Annotated in this window: 13 protein-coding genes; 9 read left to right on the top strand and 4 right to left on the bottom strand. The window is 65.9% G+C overall.

Annotated elements, in window-relative coordinates; all coding sequences use genetic code 11:
• Positions 1–4: 4 nt before the first annotated feature.
• Entirely contained in the window at positions 5–3,508 is a 3,504-nt protein-coding gene (gene dnaE, locus LV82_RS12240) for a DNA polymerase III subunit alpha (protein ID WP_104072093.1), read from the bottom strand.
• A gap of 9 nt (positions 3,509–3,517) precedes the next feature.
• On the bottom strand, positions 3,518–4,384 hold the full coding sequence (locus LV82_RS12245) for a DUF6544 family protein (protein ID WP_104072095.1): 867 nt from the start codon (positions 4,382–4,384) through the stop codon (positions 3,518–3,520).
• A gap of 234 nt (positions 4,385–4,618) precedes the next feature.
• On the opposite strand from LV82_RS12245, the gene xdhA reads away from it, so the two are divergent.
• Genes xdhA through LV82_RS12280 form a run of 7 tightly spaced genes read left to right on the top strand, consistent with a single transcriptional unit; the run spans position 4,619 to position 13,895 of the window.
• Complete coding sequence (gene xdhA / locus LV82_RS12250) at positions 4,619–5,989, top strand: xanthine dehydrogenase small subunit (RefSeq protein ID WP_104072097.1); 1,371 nt, start codon at positions 4,619–4,621, stop codon at positions 5,987–5,989.
• On the top strand, positions 5,986–8,283 hold the full coding sequence (xdhB, locus tag LV82_RS12255) for a xanthine dehydrogenase molybdopterin binding subunit (protein ID WP_104072099.1): 2,298 nt from the start codon (positions 5,986–5,988) through the stop codon (positions 8,281–8,283). The genes xdhA and xdhB overlap by 4 nt, the downstream gene beginning before the upstream one ends.
• Positions 8,280–9,233 carry a xanthine dehydrogenase accessory protein XdhC gene (gene xdhC, locus LV82_RS12260; RefSeq protein WP_104072101.1) on the top strand — a complete coding sequence of 318 codons (954 nt, stop codon included), beginning with the start codon at positions 8,280–8,282 and terminating at the stop codon, positions 9,231–9,233. The genes xdhB and xdhC overlap by 4 nt, the downstream gene beginning before the upstream one ends.
• Positions 9,230–10,762, top strand: a complete 1,533-nt coding sequence (locus tag LV82_RS12265) for an ABC transporter ATP-binding protein (RefSeq protein WP_104072103.1) — start codon at positions 9,230–9,232, stop codon at positions 10,760–10,762. Before xdhC ends, LV82_RS12265 begins: the two co-directional genes overlap by 4 nt.
• Positions 10,749–11,828, top strand: coding sequence for an ABC transporter permease (locus LV82_RS12270; RefSeq protein WP_104072105.1), 1,080 nt, complete (start codon positions 10,749–10,751; stop codon positions 11,826–11,828). The genes LV82_RS12265 and LV82_RS12270 overlap by 14 nt, the downstream gene beginning before the upstream one ends.
• Positions 11,828–12,760, top strand: a complete 933-nt coding sequence (locus LV82_RS12275; protein ID WP_104072107.1) for an ABC transporter permease — start codon at positions 11,828–11,830, stop codon at positions 12,758–12,760. Before LV82_RS12270 ends, LV82_RS12275 begins: the two co-directional genes overlap by 1 nt.
• Positions 12,761–12,806: 46 nt before the next feature.
• Entirely contained in the window at positions 12,807–13,895 is a 1,089-nt protein-coding gene (locus LV82_RS12280; protein ID WP_104072108.1) for a BMP family ABC transporter substrate-binding protein, read from the top strand.
• Between the two features lie 58 nt (positions 13,896–13,953).
• Here the strand turns inward: LV82_RS12280 and LV82_RS12285 are convergent, their stop codons facing one another.
• Both LV82_RS12285 and LV82_RS12290 read right to left on the bottom strand, forming a co-directional pair.
• Entirely contained in the window at positions 13,954–14,841 is an 888-nt protein-coding gene (locus LV82_RS12285; RefSeq protein ID WP_104072110.1) for a cation diffusion facilitator family transporter, read from the bottom strand.
• Positions 14,842–14,922: 81 nt separating this feature from the next.
• Positions 14,923–15,489, bottom strand: coding sequence for an SH3 domain-containing protein (locus tag LV82_RS12290; protein ID WP_425427751.1), 567 nt, complete (start codon positions 15,487–15,489; stop codon positions 14,923–14,925).
• Positions 15,490–15,644: 155 nt separating this feature from the next.
• Between LV82_RS12290 and LV82_RS12295 the strand changes: the two genes are divergently transcribed.
• Positions 15,645–16,631, top strand: coding sequence for a 2-hydroxyacid dehydrogenase (locus LV82_RS12295; RefSeq protein WP_104072114.1), 987 nt, complete (start codon positions 15,645–15,647; stop codon positions 16,629–16,631).
• A 788-nt stretch (positions 16,632–17,419) separates the two neighbouring features.
• On the top strand, positions 17,420–19,921 hold the full coding sequence (locus LV82_RS12300) for a GcvT family protein (protein WP_104072164.1): 2,502 nt from the start codon (positions 17,420–17,422) through the stop codon (positions 19,919–19,921).
• Positions 19,922–19,955: the final 34 nt, after the last annotated feature.

Raw genomic sequence — 19,955 nt, forward strand, 5'->3', positions numbered from 1 at the left:
CGCCTCAGATATCCTCGACCAGCGCCACGCCGGGGATCGCCTTGATCGCGCCCTTGATCTGGGGATTGACGGGCCATTCCTCGCCAGCGTCCAGCTCGATCTCGGCGCCCGTGCGCGGATCGAGGACGCAGAACCGGATCGGCCCGCGCGAACGGATGCGGCCCTCTTCGCTCATCCGCGACAGAAGCGAGGCGACCGACCCCACGGCCGTCTCGTCCTGCAGATGGATGCGCAGCCCGGCCGAGACATCGGCGATCATCGCCTCCATCGGGGCCACCGACCGTCCGACCGGGTCGAACTGGCCTTCGTTGAACCGCGCCTCGAGCGTCATGATGACCTGGCTGGTCTGGTCAAAGACCTTGCGACAGGCATCGAAATCCTCGGGGAACAGCGCGATGCCCGCCACCTGCCCGGTCGGATCGGAGATGTTCATGCGGAAGAACCGCGTGCCCCGTGCCGACTTGCGTTCCTGAAGGGCCGAGACCAGCACGCCAACGCGCGCCACAGCGGCCCCCTCCTGTTCGGCCTTTTCCTGCAGCTCGGCCAGCGTCATCAGCCCCTTGCGCTTCAGCGCCGGAGCATAATCGTCCAGAGGATGCCCGGTCAGGTAGAAGCCCACGGCAAGGTGCTCTTGAGACAGGCGCTCGGCCGGCAGCCAGTCATCGACATTGGGCAGGCGCGGCTCGGGCAGGTCGTCGCCCCCTTCGCCGAACAGCGACACCTGCGCCGAGGCCCGCCCCTCGTGGATCGACGCCGACCATGCGACCAGCGTGTCGATCGAGGCAAACACCCGCGCCCGGTTCGGATCCAGCTGATCGAAGGCCCCGGCGCGCGCCAGCATCTCCAGCGGGCGCTTGCCGATCCGCTTCAGATCGACCCTGCGGGCGAAATCGAACAAAGTGGCAAAGGGCCGATCGCCCCGCGCCGCCTCGATCATGCGCATTGCCTCGACGCCGACATTCTTCAGCGCGCCCAGCGCGTAATGGATCCGCCCCCCCTCGACCCGGAAGGTCGCGCCCGAGCGATTGACGCAGGGCGGCACGATCTCGATTTTCAGCCCCCGACGCACTTCCTCGGCATAGATCGCCAGCTTGTCGGTCAGATGTATGTCGCAGTTCATGACGCCTGCCATGAACTCGACCGGATGGTTGGCCTTCAGCCAGGCGGTCTGGTAGCTGACCACGGCATAGGCCGCCGCGTGCGACTTGTTGAAGCCGTAATTGGCGAACTTTTCCAGAAGGTCAAAGACCTCGCCGGCCTTCTTCTCGTCCACGCCGTTGGCGGTCGCCCCCTTGATGAACTTGGGCCGTTCCTTGGCCATCTCCTCGGGGATCTTCTTGCCCATCGCGCGGCGCAGAAGGTCGGCGCCGCCAAGGCTGTATCCCGCCATGACCTGGGCGATCTGCATCACCTGTTCCTGGTAGACGATGATGCCCTGGGTTTCCTCGAGAATGTGGTCGATCAGAGGATGCACCGATTCCCGCTCGCGCAGGCCGTTCTTGACCTCGCAATAGACGGGGATGTTTTCCATCGGGCCGGGACGATACAGGGCCACCAGCGCGACGATGTCCTCGATGCAGGTGGGCTTCATGCGCCGCAGCGCATCCATCATGCCCGAGCTTTCCACCTGGAACACCGCGACGGTGCGGGCGCTGGCATAAAGCTTGTAGGTTTCGGGATCGTCCAGCGGGATCGCGTTGATCTGGTCCACCGCGCCTTCCGGCGGGTCATACAGCTTGCGTCCATCGGCCGCGATATGCAGATGCCGGCCCTGCGCGCGGATCAGGTCGACGGCGTTCTGGATGACCGTCAGCGTCTTCAGGCCAAGGAAGTCGAACTTGACCAGGCCCGCCTGCTCGACCCACTTCATGTTGAACTGGGTGGCCGGCATGTCCGAACGCGGGTCGCGATACAGCGGCACCAGCTCGTCCAGCGGCCGGTCGCCGATCACGACGCCCGCGGCATGGGTCGAGGCATTGCGCAACAGGCCCTCGACCCGCCGGGCATAGTCCAGCAGCCGCTGCACGACCTCTTCGGCCCGCGCGGCCTCGCGCAGGCGCGGCTCTTCGGCCAGCGCCTTCTCGATCGAGACGGGCTTGACCCCTTCGACCGGGATCAGCTTGGACAGCCGGTCCACCTGGCCATAGGGCATCTGCAGGACGCGCCCGACGTCGCGCACCGCGGCCTTGGACAGAAGCGCGCCGAAGGTGATGATCTGCGCGACCCGGTCGCGGCCGTATTTCTGCTGGACATAACCGATGACCTCTTCGCGCCGGTCCATGCAGAAGTCGATGTCGAAGTCCGGCATCGACACCCGTTCAGGGTTCAGGAACCGCTCGAACAGCAGGTTGTAGCGCATCGGATCAAGGTCGGTGATCGTCAGCGCATAGGCGACAAGCGAACCCGCGCCCGAGCCCCGCCCCGGCCCCACCGGAATGCCCTGCGCCTTGGCCCACTTGATGAAGTCGGCAACGATCAGGAAGTAGCCGGGAAAGCCCATCTGCTCGATGATGCCCAGCTCGAATTCCAGCCGCTTGCGGTATTCCTCGGCCGGAACGGCGTGGGGGATCACCTTCAGCCGCGCCTCGAGCCCCGCATGCGCCTGGCGGCGCAGCTCCTGGACCTCGTCATCGGCGAATTTCGGCAGGATCGGCTTGCGCTTGGACGGCGCATAGGCGCAGCGGCGGGCGATCTCGACGGTATTGGCGACCGCCTCGGGCAGATCTGCGAACAGGGCCGCCATTTCCTCGGGGCTTTTCAGGTAGTGCTGCGGGGTCAGGCGCCTGCGCGGTTCGGCCTGATCGACATAGGCGCCCTCGGCGATGCAGATCAGCGCGTCATGGGCCTCATACATGTCGGGCGCTGGGAAATAGGCGTCATTCGTTGCGACCAGCGGCAGATCCAGCGCATAGGCCAGCTCGACATGGCCCCGTTCGGTTGCGGCCTCGGCCTCGGTCGGCTGACCGCCCTCGCCCGGATGGCGCTGCAATTCCACGTAAAGCCGGTCGGGCCAGATCCGCGCCATGCGCCGCAGCAGCGCTTCGGCCCGGCCATGTTGCCCCGAGGCCAGAAGCCGGCCAACCGGACCTTCCGGCCCACCGGTCAGGCAGATCAGGCCCTGCGAATGGGCCTCGAGCTCTTCCAGCGTGACATGCGGAAGCGTTCCATCGCCGCGCAGATAGAGACAGGAATTGAGCTTCATCAGGTTCATGTAGCCCGTCTCGTCCTGCACAAGGAGAACGATGGGCGCATAACCCGCTGCCCTTTCGCCGGGCTGGACCGGGTCGTAATCGACCGAGATCTGGCATCCGATGATCGGCTGCAGGCCGGCGCCCCGCGCCAGCACCGAAAATTCCAGCGCCGCGAACAGGTTGTTCGTATCGGTCACGGCCACGGCCGGCATGTTCAGCCGGTCGCACAGCCCAATCAGCTTCTTGAGCGGAATCGCCCCTTCCAGCAGGGAATATTCCGTGTGAACGCGAAGGTGGATGAATCGGGGATCGGCCATGGCCAGACGTTAGCCGAGCGCGCCGGCCGATGAAAGCGCCGCCATGGGCTCGGCCCGCGCATCCGCGATCAACTGGTGACCCGTCAGCCGGCAGCGGTACCAGACGGTCACGCCGTCCGCTTCGCGCCAGCCCACCTCGGCCCGTCGCGGCAGGCGCCGGCCGCCCATCCAGCCATAATCGCTGAACCGTCCGACCATGTCGCGCAGGGCATAAGTGCCATCGGGCTGACGCGCCGGGCGGTCAGGGACCAGAACGCTTGCGATATCGCCATTCCCGTCGAAGCCGAAGATCGCGCGTGCCGTGCCATCCGGTGTCGTCAGCCGGGCCTCGACCTGGTCCGGTCCGCCGATGCGCCACGCAATCATCGGGTTGCCCGGAATCGCATCAGGCATCCAGGGCAGTTCCGCCAGGTGGCGGCAGACCTGCGAGAGGTTGAGCACGGGGCCCTTTTCGCGCGCAAGCACGATGAAACCCGCCGCGCGGACCTCGGCCCGGCCTTCGCCGGAAACCAGCGCGTCCAGAACGCGCAGCCCGGGCGGGAAAAGACCGGGTATCCTGGCCTCCCACACAAAGCCGGGACGCGCGAGTGCCGAGACCTGCCATGCCAGGACGCCTCGGAACCGGCCATCGGGGCGGGACCGGATCTCGCCCTCGAAATGCATCTGGGCCGCCCGCAGGCCCGACCCCGGCTGGGCGCCGTTGCGCAGGGCGAAATCGGCCACGATCGTCGGAACGGCGTTTTCCAGATTGCCGACTGTCGGTCCTGACTCGAGCCGCTCGGCCAGATGCAGGACCTCGGCCCGCATGCGACGGCTGCCCGCCAGTACCATGAACAGCACCCAAAGCCCCGCCAGAAAGCCAAGCGAAAGGGTCATCGCCGATATGCCAGACACATGCGCCCCCCGTTTCCAACTGCGCGCAGTATCGGCAGCGGGGGCAGTCCGATCCAGTTGACCATTTGGACGAAGCGACTTTCCGCCGACCTTTCGGAAAATCGTGAAAGTGCTGCGATCGATTTCGAAGAAGATTGACTTGCCTTGCCGCCGCGCAGCCCCCTTGATGGAGAATGGCAAGTCTTGTCCACCGATAGCAGGAGCAGACCCCGATCCATGGCCGAAATCGCCTTTCTTCTGAATGGACAGCCCGTCCGCATCGCGGGCGAAAGCCCGACGAGGACGCTTCTGGACTGGCTGCGCGAGACGCGCGGCCTGAAGGGCACCAAGGAAGGCTGCAACGAGGGCGATTGCGGCGCCTGCACGGTCATGGTGACCGATCCGGACGGCGCGGTCCGGGCGCTGAACGCCTGCATCCTGTTCCTGCCCCAGCTGCATGGGCGCGCCGTGCGCACGGTCGAGGGCCTGTCTGCCCCGGACGGGCGGTTGCACCCGGTTCAGCAGGCCATGATCGACAATCACGGCAGCCAATGCGGATTCTGCACGCCGGGCTTTGTCGTTTCGATGGCCACGGCGCATCTGCGCGGGGCGCGCGACCACGACGATTACCTGGCCGGCAATCTGTGCCGGTGCACGGGCTATGCCCCGATCGTGCGCGCCGCGCGCGCCGTCGAGGGCACCCCGCCGCCCGAATGGCTGCGCGAAGACTTTTCGTCTTTGCCCGACGCGGCGGCCCCGCTTGCGCCGCGATCGGCCGATGAGCTGGCCGCATGGTATCTGGATCACCCCGATGCGGTTCTGGTCGCAGGCGCGACCGATATCGGCCTTTGGGTCACCAAGAAGCTGCAGGATCTGCCGCGGATCGTCTTCCTGCATGGCTGCCGCGATCTGCAGCGGATCGAACGAAGAGGCGATGCGATCCGCATCGGCGCGGGCGTGACCATCGCCGCGCTGCGGGCAGCATTGCGCGACAGCCACCCCGCTTTTGCCGAGCTTCTGCGCCGCTTCGGCTCCGAGCAGGTGCGCGCGGCCGCGACAATCGGGGGCAACATCGCGAATGGCTCGCCCATCGGCGACAGCCCGCCGGCGCTGATCGCCATGGGCGCGCGGCTGCACCTGCGCCGCGGCAATGATCGACGCGAGATCGCGCTTGAGGATTTCTTCGTCGATTACGGCAAGCAGGACCGCCGCCCGGGCGAGTTCGTCGAAGCCGTGACGATGCCCGCGTCAGCGCCGGATCTGGCCTGCTACAAGCTGTCCAAGCGTTTTGACCAGGACATCTCGACCCTGTGCGGCTGTTTCAACATCGCGGTGCAGGACGGGCGCGTCACGGACGCCCGCATTGCCTTTGGCGGCATGGCCGGTATCCCGAAACGCGCCCGCGCCGTCGAGGCAGCCCTGATCGACCGCGCGTGGAGCGCCGAGACCATCGCCAGCGCCCTGCCCGCCTTTGCCGAGGATTTCACCCCGCTGACCGACATGCGTGGATCGGCCGAATACCGGCTGGAGGCTGCGCGCAACCTGCTGGTCCGCCATTTCCGCGAACGACAGGGCCAGCGCGTCAATGTTCTGGAGGTCGAGCCGTGAGCGTCTCGCGTCCCATACCCCATGATTCGGCCGCCCTGCATGTCACGGGCGCTGCGCGATACGTCGATGACGTCCCCCTGCCCGCGGACTGCCTGCACCTGTGTTTCGGCCTGTCCGAAATCGCGCATGGCGAAATCGAATCGATGGACCTGTCCGAGGTCAGGAAGAGTCCCGGCGTGGTCGCCGTGCTGACCGCACGGGACCTGCCTTTCGACAACGACGTTTCGCCCTCGGCGCATGACGAGCCGCTTCTGGCCACCGGGCGGGTGCATTACGTCGGTCAGCCGATCTTCCTGGTCGTCGCCGACAGCCATCTGGCCGCGCGCAAGGCGGCGCGAAAGGCGCGGATCACCTGGCGAGAATTGCCCGCCATCCTGACGATCGAGCAGGCGCTCGAGGCGAATTCGCGCTTCGAGGACGGTCCGGTCGTCTGGATCAAGGGAGACGCGGATCGCGCCATCGCGCGCGCGCCGCATGTGATTCAGGGGTGCATCCATACCGGCGCGCAGGAGCATTTCTACCTCGAAGGGCAGGCGGCATTCGCCCTGCCGACCGAAGGAGGCCTCCACGTTCATTCCTCGACCCAGCACCCGACCGAAATCCAGCACAAGGTCGCCGAGGCGACCGGCCTTCCGATGGCGGCGGTGCGGGTCGAGTGCCGCCGCATGGGCGGTGGTTTTGGCGGCAAGGAAAGCCAGGGCAATGCGCTGGCCGTGGCCTGCGCGATCGTCGCACGGATGTTCGGCCGCCCTGCCCGCATGCGCTATGACCGCGATGACGACATGATCATCACCGGCAAGCGGCACGATTTCCGGATCGACTATCGCGTGGGATATGATGAACGCGGCCGCATCTTGGGGCTGGAATTCACCCATTACGTCCGCTGCGGCTGGGCGCAGGATCTCAGCCTGCCGGTCGCCGACCGCGCGATGCTGCATTCCGACAACGCCTATCTTCTGGAAAACGTGCGGATCGAAAGCCACCGGCTGCGCACGAACACCCAGTCGGCCACGGCTTTCCGCGGCTTCGGCGGTCCGCAGGGCATGGTGGGGATCGAGCGCGTCATGGACCACATCGCGCACGAGCTGGGCCTTGATCCGTTGCAGGTTCGGCGCGCGAATTTCTATGCGGATGCGGGGGCCGGGGGGGCGCCACGGCGACAGACGACCCCCTATCACATGGAGGTCGAGGATTTCGTCCTGGACGCCATGACCGCGGAATTGACGCGCGAGGCCGATTATGACGCCCGCCGCGCCGCGGTGGCCGACTGGAATGCCCGGAACGAAGTGCTGAAAAAGGGCATCGCGCTGACGCCGGTGAAGTTCGGCATCTCCTTCACGCTGACGCATCTGAACCAGGCCGGCGCGCTGGTCCATGTCTATCAGGATGGATCGATCCACCTTAATCATGGCGGGACCGAGATGGGTCAGGGCCTGTTTCGCAAGGTGTCGCAGGTCGCGGCGCAGGCCTTCGGCGTGCCGGTCGAACAGGTCGCCATCACGGCGACCGACACCGGCAAGGTGCCCAACACCTCGGCCACGGCGGCCTCGTCGGGGTCGGATCTGAACGGCATGGCGGTCAAGGTCGCTTGCGACACGATCCGCGCGCGGATGGCGGAGTATCTGGCGCGCCTGCACCAGGCCGATCCGGCCGATGTCCGCTTTGCCGATGGCCGCGTCACCGTGGCGGGCAGCGAGATGAGCTTTGCCGAAGCCGCTGCCGCCTGCCACCAGGGGCGCGTAAGCCTGTCTTCGACCGGGTTCTATGCCACGCCCAAGATCAACTGGGACCGCAAGGCGGGGCGTGGTCGGCCTTTCTATTACTTCGCCTATGGCGCCGCGATCAGCGAGGTCGTGATCGACACCCTGACCGGCGAATACCGCATCCTGCGCACCGACATCCTGCACGATTGCGGCAACAGCCTGAACCCGGCCATCGATATCGGCCAGATCGAGGGCGGTTTCGTCCAGGGCGCGGGTTGGCTGACATGCGAGGAAATCGTCTGGGACGACAAGGGTCGCCTGCGCACCCATGCGCCTTCGACCTACAAGATCCCGGCCTGCGCGGACCGGCCGCGCATCTTCAACATCCGCCTGTATGACCGGCCAAACCGCGAACAGACGATCTATCGTTCCAAGGCCGTGGGCGAGCCGCCCTTCATGCTGGCGATCTCGGTCTTTTCCGCGCTGGCCCAGGCCTGCGCCGCGGCCGGGCCGCATTTCCCCAACCTGCAGGCCCCCGCCACGCCCGAACAGGTGCTGCGCGCGGTCCGGCGCGCGCAAGGGGCGGCATGAGCATCGACCTCCGGGCGCTGGAACGCGCCGTGGCGCGCCATGGCCGGGTGGCCCGCGTCGTCATCGTCTCGGTCAAGGGCTCGGCACCGCGAGAAGTTGGCGCGGCGATGCTGGTCTGGGCGGACGGCTTCGAAGGGACCATCGGCGGCGGCGCGCTGGAACTTGCCGCGATCGGACGCGCGCGCGACGCGCTGGATACCGGTGACCGCATGGACCGGCTGGCCCTTGGCCCCGACATGGGACAATGCTGCGGCGGCGCGGTGACTCTGCTGACCGAGATCTGGGACCGGGCGCGGCTGGATCCGCTTGCCAATCCCGCCGCGCGGCCGCTGCCTGGAACGACCGGCGCGATGCCCCGCCGTGTCGCCGACCGTCTGCGCGAAGCGCGTGGACGCCAGTCGCCGCCGCGGCTGGAAATCGTCGACGGCTGGGTGATCGAGCCGATCGCGCATCCCGCGCGCGAGATCTGGGTCTGGGGCGCGGGCCATGTGGGGCGGGCAATCGTCTCGGTCCTGCATCCGCTGCCCGACTTCCGCATCATCTGGGCCGACGTCGCGCCGGACCGCTTCCCTGCCGTGCCTGAAGGCGTGCAGGCCCGGGTCGCAAACCCGCTGTCCGATCTGGTCGAACAGGCACCGCAATCGGCCGAGCACCTGGTGCTGACCTTTTCCCACGCGCTGGACCTGGATCTGTGCCACCGGCTGCTCGGGCACGGCTCTCGCTCCCTTGGGCTGATCGGCTCGGCAACCAAGTGGGCGCGGTTCCGGTCGCGACTGGCCGCTTTGGGCCACCCACCCGAACGGATCGGCCGCATCCTGTGTCCGATCGGCGACCCGTCCCTTGGGAAACATCCACAGGCGATTGCCGTCGGGGTCGCAGCCGCGCTATTGGGGGGACGAATCTCTCCGCCCGGGACGGGGGCGGACAGCACGGGGGATGGCAGGGCATGACAGGGGGGGATCTTCTCCGGGTCGAGGGGGTCGGCAAGACCTATCCCGGCGTCAGGGCGAACGAGGATGTCAGCCTGACCATCGCACCCGGTGAGATCCACGCACTGCTGGGCGAAAATGGCGCGGGCAAGTCCACCCTGGTCAAGATCATCTATGGCCTCGTGCGGCCGGATGAGGGGCGGATGCTTCTGAACGGTCAGCCCTATGCGCCCGCCGCCCCGCGCGAGGCGCGCGCGCGCGGCGTTGCCATGGTGTTTCAGCACTTTTCGCTGTTCGAGGCACTGAGCGTTGCCGAGAACGTCGCGCTGGGGATGGAAGACGCCCCGCCCATGCGGGAACTGGCGGCGCGAATCCGCGTGGTCAGCGAGGAATACGGCCTGCCGCTGGATCCGTCACGCCGGGTTGGCGACCTTTCGGCCGGCGAGCGTCAACGGGTCGAGATCGTGCGCTGTCTGCTGCAGAACCCACGCCTTCTGATCATGGATGAACCGACCTCGGTCCTGACGCCGCAGGAGGTGAAGATCCTCTTTGCCACCCTGCGCAAGCTGGCGGCCGAGGGCACGTCGATCCTGTACATCTCGCACAAGCTGGAAGAGATCCGCGCCCTGTGCGACCGCGCGACCGTGCTGCGGCGTGGGCGTGTCGTCGCCGAATGCGACCCGCGCGAATGCAGCGCGGCGCAACTGGCCGAGATGATGGTCGGGCAGGCGCTGTCGCCGACCCGACGGACCGTCAAGGCCGAGCGCGGGCGGATCGTCCTTGGCGTCTCGGACCTGTCGGTCCCCTCGCCCTTTGCCTTTGGCACCGCGCTGAAGGATATCCGTTTCACGGTCGCGCGCGGGGAAATCCTTGGCGTCGCGGGCGTTGCGGGCAACGGGCAGGACGAATTGCTGATGGCTCTGTCCGGCGAGATCGTGACCGAGCCCGACCGCGTGCGCATCGACAGCCGCCCCGCGGGCGATCTGGGACCGGACAAGCGCCGCGCCATGGGATTGGTCGCCGCGCCGGAAGACCGCTATGGCCATGCTGCCGCGCCCGACATGACGTTGACGGAAAACGCCTTTCTGACGGGCATGGTCCGGCGCGGGCTGGTCAGCCGCGGCTTTGTCCGCTGGCGCGCGGCACGGGAATTCGCACGCCAGATCATCGCCGATTATGACGTGCGCACACCCGGCCCGGATGTCGCGGCCCGCGCCCTTTCCGGCGGCAACCTGCAGAAGTTCCTGATCGGGCGCGAGCTGGAGCAGGCGCCCGATGTCATCGTCATCAACCAGCCCACCTGGGGCGTGGATGCCGCGGCAGCCGCCGCGATCCGCCAGGCCATCCTGAACCGCGCGGCCGAAGGCGCGGGCGTGGTGGTCATCAGCCAGGATCTTGACGAACTTCTGGAGATCTCGGACCGCTTCGCGGTGCTGAACGAAGGCCGCCTGACCCGCCCCCGCACGACCGAGGGCCTGACGATGGAGGAGATCGGCCTGATGATGGGAGGAGCCCACGGCATGGAGGTCGCGCATCATGCTCAGGCTTGAACGCAGGCCGAACCCGTCGCGCTTCTGGCTGTATGCCACGCCTCCGGTCGCGGTGGTGCTGACGATGATCGCGGGCGGGCTGCTGTTCGCGGCCATGGGCAAGGATCCCGTCGCGGTCATCCGCACCATCTTCTGGGAGCCCCTGTTCGGCGACTTCGCCTTCTACCTGCGCGGCCAGCTTCTGGTAAAGGCGGGGCCGCTGATCCTGATCGCGATCGGGCTTGCCATGGGCTTTCGCGCGGGCATCTGGAATATTGGCGCCGAGGGCCAGTACATCATGGGCGCGATCTGTGGCGCGGCAGTGGGTCTGGCCGTCTATCCGACCGAAAGCCGCCTGATCTTTCCGGTCATGGTCCTTGCGGGCGCATTGGGCGGTTGGGCCTGGGCGATGATTCCGGCGATCCTGCGCACGCGCTTCAACACCAACGAAATCCTTGTATCGCTGATGCTGGTCTATGTCGCCGAAACGATCCTGGCCAAGGCGGCAACAGGGTTCCTGCGCAACCCCGATGGCATGGGCTTTCCGGGCAGCCGGAACTTCTCCAGCTACCCCGCCGCCGCGAATGCCGAGCTGTTTGCCGGCAGCGGCCTGCACTGGGGCGGCGTGACCGCCGTTTTCGTCGCCTTGGCCGCCCATGTCCTGCTGCGGCACCATGTGCTGGGTTACCAGATCCGACTGGCCGGTCAGGCGCCGCGCGCCGCGCGTTTTCACGGGGTCGACCCCACCCGGCTGGTCATCTTCTGCATGGGGTTGTCGGGGGCGCTGGCCGGGCTTGCGGGCCTGTTCGAGGTCGCCGGACCCGCCGGGCAGATCTCGATCGACTTCAATTCCGGCTATGGCTTCACGGCGATCATCGTCGCCTTCCTTGGCCGACTGAACCCACTGGGCATCGTGCTGGCGGGCCTTCTGATGGCGCTGACCTATGTGGGCGGAGAAATGGCCTCGACCAACATGGGCCTGCCTGCGGCCGCGATCCAGGTCTTCCAGGGCATGCTGCTGTTCTTCCTGCTGGGCGTGGACGTACTGACGAATTATCGCATCCGGCCAGTGAAAGGAGCCAGGTGATGCTGTTTGGCACGATCGATCCCGTCACGCTTGTCGCTGCGTTGATTGTGGCCTCGGTGCCGATCCTTCTGGCCGCGACCGGCGAGCTGGTGGTCGAGAAGGCGGGCGTTCTGAACCTGGGCGTCGAAGGCATGATGATCACCGGCGCGATCGGCGGCTTCATCATCGCCGTGGCCACCGGAAGTCCGGCCATGGGTTTTCTGGGCGGCGCCATCGCGGGCGCGTTGCTCAGCCTGATCTTTGCGTTCCTGACCCAGTTCCTGCTGACCAACCAGGTGGCAACCGGCCTGGCGCTGACGCTGTTCGGGCTGGGCCTGTCCAGCTTGCTGGGCCAGGGCTATAACGGCATCAAGCCCCCGGCCACGCATCCCCTGCCCTTTGGGCCTCTGGCCGATCTGCCCGTCCTGGGGCCGATCCTGTTCGGCCATGACCTGCTGGTCTATCTGTCGGTCGCGCTGGTCGCGGGAACCGCATGGGTGATGGGGCGCACGCGGCTGGGCCTGATCATCCGCGCGGTCGGCGAAAACCACGATGCCGCGCATTCGCTGGGCTACAAGGTCGTGCGCGTGCGCGTCCTCTGCATCCTGTTCGGCGGCGCGATGGCAGGTCTGGGCGGGGCCTATCTCAGCCTGGTACGGGTGCCGCAATGGACCGATGGCATCACCGCCGGCGCGGGCTGGATCGCGCTGGCCATCGTCGTGTTCGCCAGCTGGCGGCCATGGCGGGTTCTTCTGGGTGCCTGGCTTTTCGGCGGGATCAGCGTCTTGCAGCTGAATCTGCAGGCAGCGGGCAGCGCGATCCCCGTCGAGTATTTGTCGATGTCGCCCTATCTGGTAACGATCCTTGTGCTGGTCGTCATGTCCTCGGGTCGGGGACGGGCGGCCGTCAATGCCCCGGCAAGCCTGGGGCAAGGTTTCCACGCCTCGCAATGAGGCCCAATCACCGGGGCGCCAAGCCCCATCCAACCGGGAGTGAACCATGAAGAGAAGACACCTCTTGGCCTCGGCGGCGGCAGGTCTGGCGCTGGCCTTCGCGGGCGCGGCCCAGGCCCAGATGGACAAGGTCAAGGCCTGCTTCGTCTATGTCGGTCCGATCGGCGACGGCGGCTGGACCTATCAGCATCATCAGGGCGCGCTGGACGTCCAGAAGGCCTTTGGCGACAAGGTCGAGATCGCCTGGCAGGAAAGCGTTCCCGAAGGCGCCGATGCCGAGCGCGTCATGACCCAGATGGCGCTGTCGGGCTGCAACATCATCTTTGCGACGTCGTTTGGATACATGGATGCCGTGAACGCGGTGGCGGCCAAGTTTCCGAACGTGAAGTTCGAACATGCCACGGGCTTCAAGCGCGAACATCCGAACGTTTCGACCTACAATGCGCGCTTCTATGAGGGCCGTGCCGTGCAGGGCACGATCGCCGGGCGCATGACCAAGACGAACAAGATCGGCTACATTGCCTCGTACCCGATCCCCGAGGTCATCATGGGGATCAACAGCTACTTCCTGCATGCGCGCAAGGTGAACCCGGATGTCGAACTGAGCGTCGTCTGGGCCTTCACCTGGTTCGACCCGGCCAAGGAGGCAGATGCGGCACGCGCGCTGATCGACCAGGGCGTGGACGTGATCGCCAGCCATACCGATTCGACCGCGCCCCTGGCCGAGGCCGCCAAGACGGGCGGCAAGGTGATCGGCTTTGGACAGGCCAGCGACATGGCCGAATACAAGCCCACGCCGCGCGTATCATCGATCATCGACAACTGGGGGCCCTATTATGTCAAGCGCGTCGGCGCGCTTCTGGACGGGACCTATGAACAGGCGGACGCATGGGAAGGCATCGCCGGCGGCGAGGTCCTGATCGGCGAGATCACCGAGGCCGTTCCGCCCGAGGTCAAGGCCGAGGCCGAAGCCATGCGCGATGCGATCGCGGCGGGAACCTATCATCCCTTCACCGGCCCGATCAACAAGCAGGACGGCACGCCGTGGCTGGCCGAGGGCGAAGTCGCGCCGGATGGCGACCTGCTGGGCATGGACTTCTACATCGAGGGCATCAAGGGCGAAATCCCGCGCTGATTCCTGCAGCACGCATGACCAAGCCCCGCGGCCCCCGGGCCCGCGGGGCTTTTGGTTGTCAGGTCTCGCCCGCCACGTCCTTGTGCACGATCACGTCGCACTGGGGATAGGTCTCGATGATCTTGCGGCGCAGGGCGGCGCCGATGGCATGAGCCTCGCGCAGTGTCTGGTCGCCATCCAGCTCGATATGGATATTCACGAAGACCCGACTGCCCGCCATGCGGGTGCGCAGGTCATGAAACCCGCGAATGCCGGGGAAATCGCGCACGATCCGTTCGATTCCGGCGATCAGCTCGGGGTCGGCCTGGCGGTCCATCAAGGCATCGAATGCGCCCTTTCCGATCCGCGCCGCACCCACGATCAGCATTACCGAGGCCGCGAGCGCCACGACGCTGTCCACCTGGGTCACGCCGAAGCGGTCGGAAATCCACAAGGCCGCGATCGCCCCGATCGAGGGCAGAAGATCCGACATGTAGTGCAGTGAATCGGCCGCGACGACGCGGTTTCCGGTACGGCGCGCAACCCGCCTTTGCCACAAGACAAGGGCCAGGGTCAGAAGGATCGACACGACCATCACGGCGATCCCGCCCTGCTGCCCTTCCAGCGCGACAGGCGCATCGGACAACAGGCGCGCAATCGCCGTCCAGCCGATCACGATGCCCGAGATCAGCACGAATACCCCCTGCGCCAGCGCCGCAATATCCTCGGCCGAGCTGTGACCGAAGGCGTGATCTTCGTCCGCGGGGCGGGCCGCATACAGGATCGCGACCAATCCGCCGACCGAGATCATCAGGTCCAGCGCGCTGTCGGCCAGCGAGGCCGCGATGGACAGCGCGCCCGTCGTGCCCAGCGCCCAGAGCTTCAATGCCACAAGGATCAGCGCCACGCTGACCGAGGCAAGTCCGGCGGAAATGTTCAGGCGCGTTTCGGTCGTGGCATGGTTCATGGCCGGGCTCCTCTGGCGGTTGGGGCCGGTCGTCTATCACCCACATGCCCAAAGGCAAGAGGAACCCAGGCCCCCCCTGCCCTATTGTCGCATCTCGTCGGGGGCCACGCCCCAGATCGCGTCGCGCGGGACCCAGCCCTTGATCCCGTCTGCCGTGATGCGGCACCAGCCGGGCACGCATTCCCCAAGCCGGGCGATCGCGCCCAACCGGGCGCGCGCCACGACTTCGGATTCGGGGTCGGGACGGCTCATCAATCTCACGTCGTCGCGTGTCACCGAAACGGTTCTGACCCCCGACAGCATCGTGTAATAGATCCAGCCGCCCTGTCCTTCCTGGTCCTCGACCCGGCGCCAATGGCCGTATTCGGCCGTGACCAACAGCGGCATGCCGCGGTGCTGGAACACCCAGTCGATGCGATGGTTCAAACCCGGCCCACGCCGCACATTTGCCTTCGATGCCTTGAGCGAGACGAATCGCGGCAGCGGAAGGTTCGTGACGGGGCCGCGACGCGTCTGGGACATCTGCGTGGTCTCGCCGCCCGATTGCTGCGCCGTCACGGGAATGGCGGGAACGATCAGCGCCAGACATGTCGCGATCGCCCCCCAGACGATTGCCCAGCGGGCCCGGAAATTCCCCGGGCGTGCCATCATGTGTCTTCGCAATGCCTGCACCTGCAATCCTGCCCGTATTTCCTGTCTTGTCGAACGCGACCTACGCCCCGTCGATCGGGGCTTGTGAGCCGCCCCATTCGCGCCCTACCTTGCCAGTGAACGCCCGCCTTTGGAAGCAAGGAGACCCGACCATGCGATCGCCAAGACTGAGTGTTGTCGTCACACGACGTCTGCCCGAGGCGGTCGAGACGCGGATGAAGGAACTGTTCGACGTCGAGCTGAACGAAACCGATGCGCCGATGGATCGCGAGACTTTTGCCTCGGCCATGCGCCGGGCAGACGTGCTGGTTCCGTGCATCACCGACCGAATCGACGGCACGATGCTTGCGCAGGCCGGCGACCGGCTCAAGCTGATCGCGAATTACGGCGCGGGCGTGGACCATATCGACGTCCATTCCGCCCGCCAGCGCGGGATATTGGTGACGAACACGCCGGGCGTGGTCACCGACGACACGGCCGACATGACGATGGCGCTGATCCTTGCCGTGACCCGGCGGATTCCCGAAGGCCTGTCCCTGATGCAGTCGGGCGACTGGAAGGGATGGGCTCCGACGGCGCTGATGGGCATGCGGCTGACCGGACGACGCATCGGCATTCTGGGCATGGGGCGCATCGGCCAGGCGGTGGCGCGGCGGGCGCGCGCCTTCGGAATGCAGGTCCACTATCACAATCGTCGCCGTCTGCGCCCCGAGATCGAGGCCGAACTGGAAGCGACCTGGTGGGAAAGCCTCGACCAGATGGTTTCGCGGGTGGACGTGCTGTCGATCAACTGTCCGCACACGCCGGCGACCTATCACCTGATGAATGCGCGCCGGTTGCGGCTGATGAAAAAGACCGCGGTCATCGTGAACACGTCGCGTGGCGAGGTGATCGACGAAAATGCCCTGACGCGGATGCTGCGCGCGGGGGAAATCGCCGGGGCGGGGCTGGATGTGTTCGAAGGCAGGCATGAGGTCAATCCGCGCCTGCGCGCGCTGCCCAACGTGGTCTTGCTGCCGCATATGGGAAGCGCCACGCTGGATGGCCGGATCGAGATGGGCGAGAAGGTTCTGATCAACATCAAGACCTTCGCCGACGGCCACCGCCCGCCCGACCTGGTCGTGCCGGCGATGCTTTAGGTCCGGCTCTCTTGATGTCGCTCACCGCTGCCACCGGAAACCCTACCACCTGGGCCCGGCCGGAAGCCACCGCCACACGCCCCGGTCGGCCCGCTTGTCGCTTACGTCCACGCCAGGGCGCGCCGAGCTTTTTACTGTGCGCGCAATTGGGCAATTTCATAAACCATGATCGGGTCATGCGCTGACCCGACCATGGATTCTCGTCATGAAAAATTCTTCGTAGGGCGCTATGCCTTGCAGGAAAACAAGATCTCGGTCGGCTGGTCCCAGACGAATTGGCGAACGTATGGCGTGAACCGTTTTCTCGCCGGGGCGTCCCCGTTCTTCGAATGGCCTTGACCTCATAAGCTGTCTTTCCGCCACAACGTATTTCAGCGCGCTTGAGGCACTGATGCAGCGCAGTCTTCGAGATTGCGCCGACGCGCGGGCTGCCGGTCGAGCTGTAAACGGTCTTGCCGTTTTCCGTGCCTACAGGCTCGCCATCGCCATACCATTGCTTGGCGCTGCAGGCCGACAAGGCAGGGGTCAAGGGCGCCATCAAGATCACGGGTTTTGCAAATCTCTCCATCTTGGCGTTGGGATTTGCGCCATATCGGGCACCTGCATCCGCACTGATGGCCGATTGGCTGCAAATTCGACCCTCCGCCAATGAATTCGGGAAACGCGACGCGGCCTGCATGCCAAGGTGGCATTGTCGCTTTCGTCTGAAAATGGTCGCGCCAACCTTTCCATGGCGCTGCCAAATGGGCAATTTGGGGCAGGTTTCCAGCCGCAGCGGAGGGCAGAAGATGAAGACGCATGTCAGGGCATTGGTCGTCGGCGGTGGTGCCGTCGGCTGTTCGATCGCATATCATCTGGCCAAGGCCGGATGGGATACGATGCTGCTGGAGCGGGACGAACTGACCGCGGGGTCCACCTGGCACGCGGCGGGATTGTTGCCCTTGTTCAACATGTCCTATGCCACGACGCATATTCACAAGTATTCGGTCGATTTCTATAAGACGCTGGAGGCCGAAACGGGCCTCAATCCCGGCTTCGCCGTGGTCGGCAACCTGCGCATGGCCCAGACGCAGGAGCGGATGGACGAATACATGCTGTATTCATCGGTCGCCGAAACCGCGGGCGTCTATCACGAGTTCCTGACGCCGAAGGAAATCAAGGAGCGCTGGCCGCTGGTGCGCACCGACGACCTGAAAGGCGCGCTGTTCCACCCGCAGGACGGCTATATCAACCCCGCTGACGTGACCCAGGCAATGGCCAAGGGCGCGCGGATGCACGGCGCCACGATCGAGCGCAAATGGCAGGTGGATTCCTATGAATGGACCGGTTCGGAATGGCGCGTGACGGCCACGAAGATGGTCGAAAAGGGCGGGAACCTTGTGCCAGGCGACGAGAAGGTCGTCATCACCGCCGAGCATGTCGTCACCGCCACCGGCAACCATGCCCAGCGCACCGCGCGGCTTCTGGGCATCAAGATCCCCGCAATCCCGGTCGAGCATCAGTATATCGTGACCGAACCCGACCCGGCGCTGGTCGAATGGCGCAAGGCGGGCAATCCCGAACACCCCGTCCTGCGCGATGCCGATGCCAAATGGTATGTGCGCGAGGAACGCGGCGGCTGGATCCTCGGGCCCTATGAGCGTGGCGCGCCGGCGCGGTTCCTCTATGACGTGCCCGAAAGCTTCCGGGCCGATCTGTTCCCGCTGGATCTCGAACGGATCGAGGAAGAATACATGTCGATGATCCACCGCATTCCGTCTTCGGAACATGTGGGGCTCAAGGACGATTTCAACGGTCCGATCTGCTACACGCCCGACGGCAATCCGCTGGTCGGCCCCGCGCCGGGCCTGCGCAACATGTGGCTGGCCGAGGGCTTCAGCTTTGGCATCACCGCCGCGGGCGGCACCGGTTATTACCTTGCCCAGATGATGACCGAGGGCGAGGCCGAAATCGACATGGCCAGCCTCGATCCCAAGCGCTATGGCAGCTGGATGACGACCGAATATGCCGCGCGCAAGAACGAGGAATGCTACGAGCACGTCTATATCCTGCACCACCCGGACGAAGAGCGCGAAGCCTGCCGGCCTCTGCGCACCGCGCCGAACTATGATCGCCAGAAAGCGTTGGGCGCCCAGTTCGGGCAGGTCAATGGCTGGGAGCGGCCGAACTATTACGGCCCCAAGGACGCGCCCGAAGACTACGACCACTACGCCCGTAGCTTCCGCCGCGCCAAATGGTGGCCCTTTGCCGTCGAAGAAGCCAAGGCCATCCGCGAGACGGCCGGCCTGATCGATGCGACGGCCTTTACCAAGCATGTCGTGCGCGGCCCGGGCGCGACGGCGTTCCTGGACTGGTTCACGTGCAACGCGCTGCCGAAGATCGGCCGCATCAACCTGACATATGCGCTGACCGACGCGGGGACCGTCCGCACCGAGTACACGATCGTGCGCTGGGGCGAAAACGATTATTACCTCGTCTCGGCGGGGGCATGGACGGCCTATGATGCCGACTACCTGCGCAAGCGCGCCGAGGATTTCATGGCGAATGGCGGTGCCTATGTCGAAATTCACGATGTCACCTCTCAGTACGGCGTCTTTGCCATTGCCGGCCCGAACTCGCGCGCGATCCTGAACGAGATCGTCAAGGATGCCGATCCCGCGACGGTATTGTCGAACAAGCGCTTCCCATGGCTGTCCGCCCGCCGGATCGAACTGGGCATGTGCCCGGTCAATGCGATCCGCGTCGCCTATACCGGCGAACTGGGCTGGGAATTGCACCACCCGATCGAGATGAGCCGATACCTGTGGGACCTGCTGCTGCCAGCCGGGGAAAAGCACGGGATGAAGCTGGTCGGCGCGCGCGCACAGAACTGGCTGCGGCAAGAGAAATCCTATCGTGCCTTCGGCACGGAACTGGGCCGCGATGCCACGCCGTTGGAGGCCGGGCTGGACCGCTTCGTGGACCTGAAGAAGGACTTCATCGGCAAGCAGGCCATGCTGGATACCGGGATCCGCGCGAAATGCGTCACCGTCCTGATCGACGGGCCGGACGATGCCGACCCCTGGGGCAAGGAGGCCATCCTGCATGACGGGGAAATGGTCGGGCGCCTGACCTCGGGCGGCTGGTCGGTCGCCTTTGGCAAGCAGATCGGCATGGGCTATGTCCGACCCGATCTGGCCGAGGTGGGGCAGAAGCTGAAGGTGCGGATGCTGCGGCAAGAGTGGGACGCCGAAGTGGTCGAGGACAGCCCCTACGACCCGAAGAACGAGCGTATCCGCGTGGACGGCTGAACACAGGGACGGGGGGCATCGCCCCCCGGTCCCG

This window comes from Albidovulum inexpectatum (assembly GCF_002927635.1).
GTDB classification, from domain to species: Bacteria; Pseudomonadota; Alphaproteobacteria; order Rhodobacterales; family Rhodobacteraceae; genus Albidovulum; species Albidovulum inexpectatum.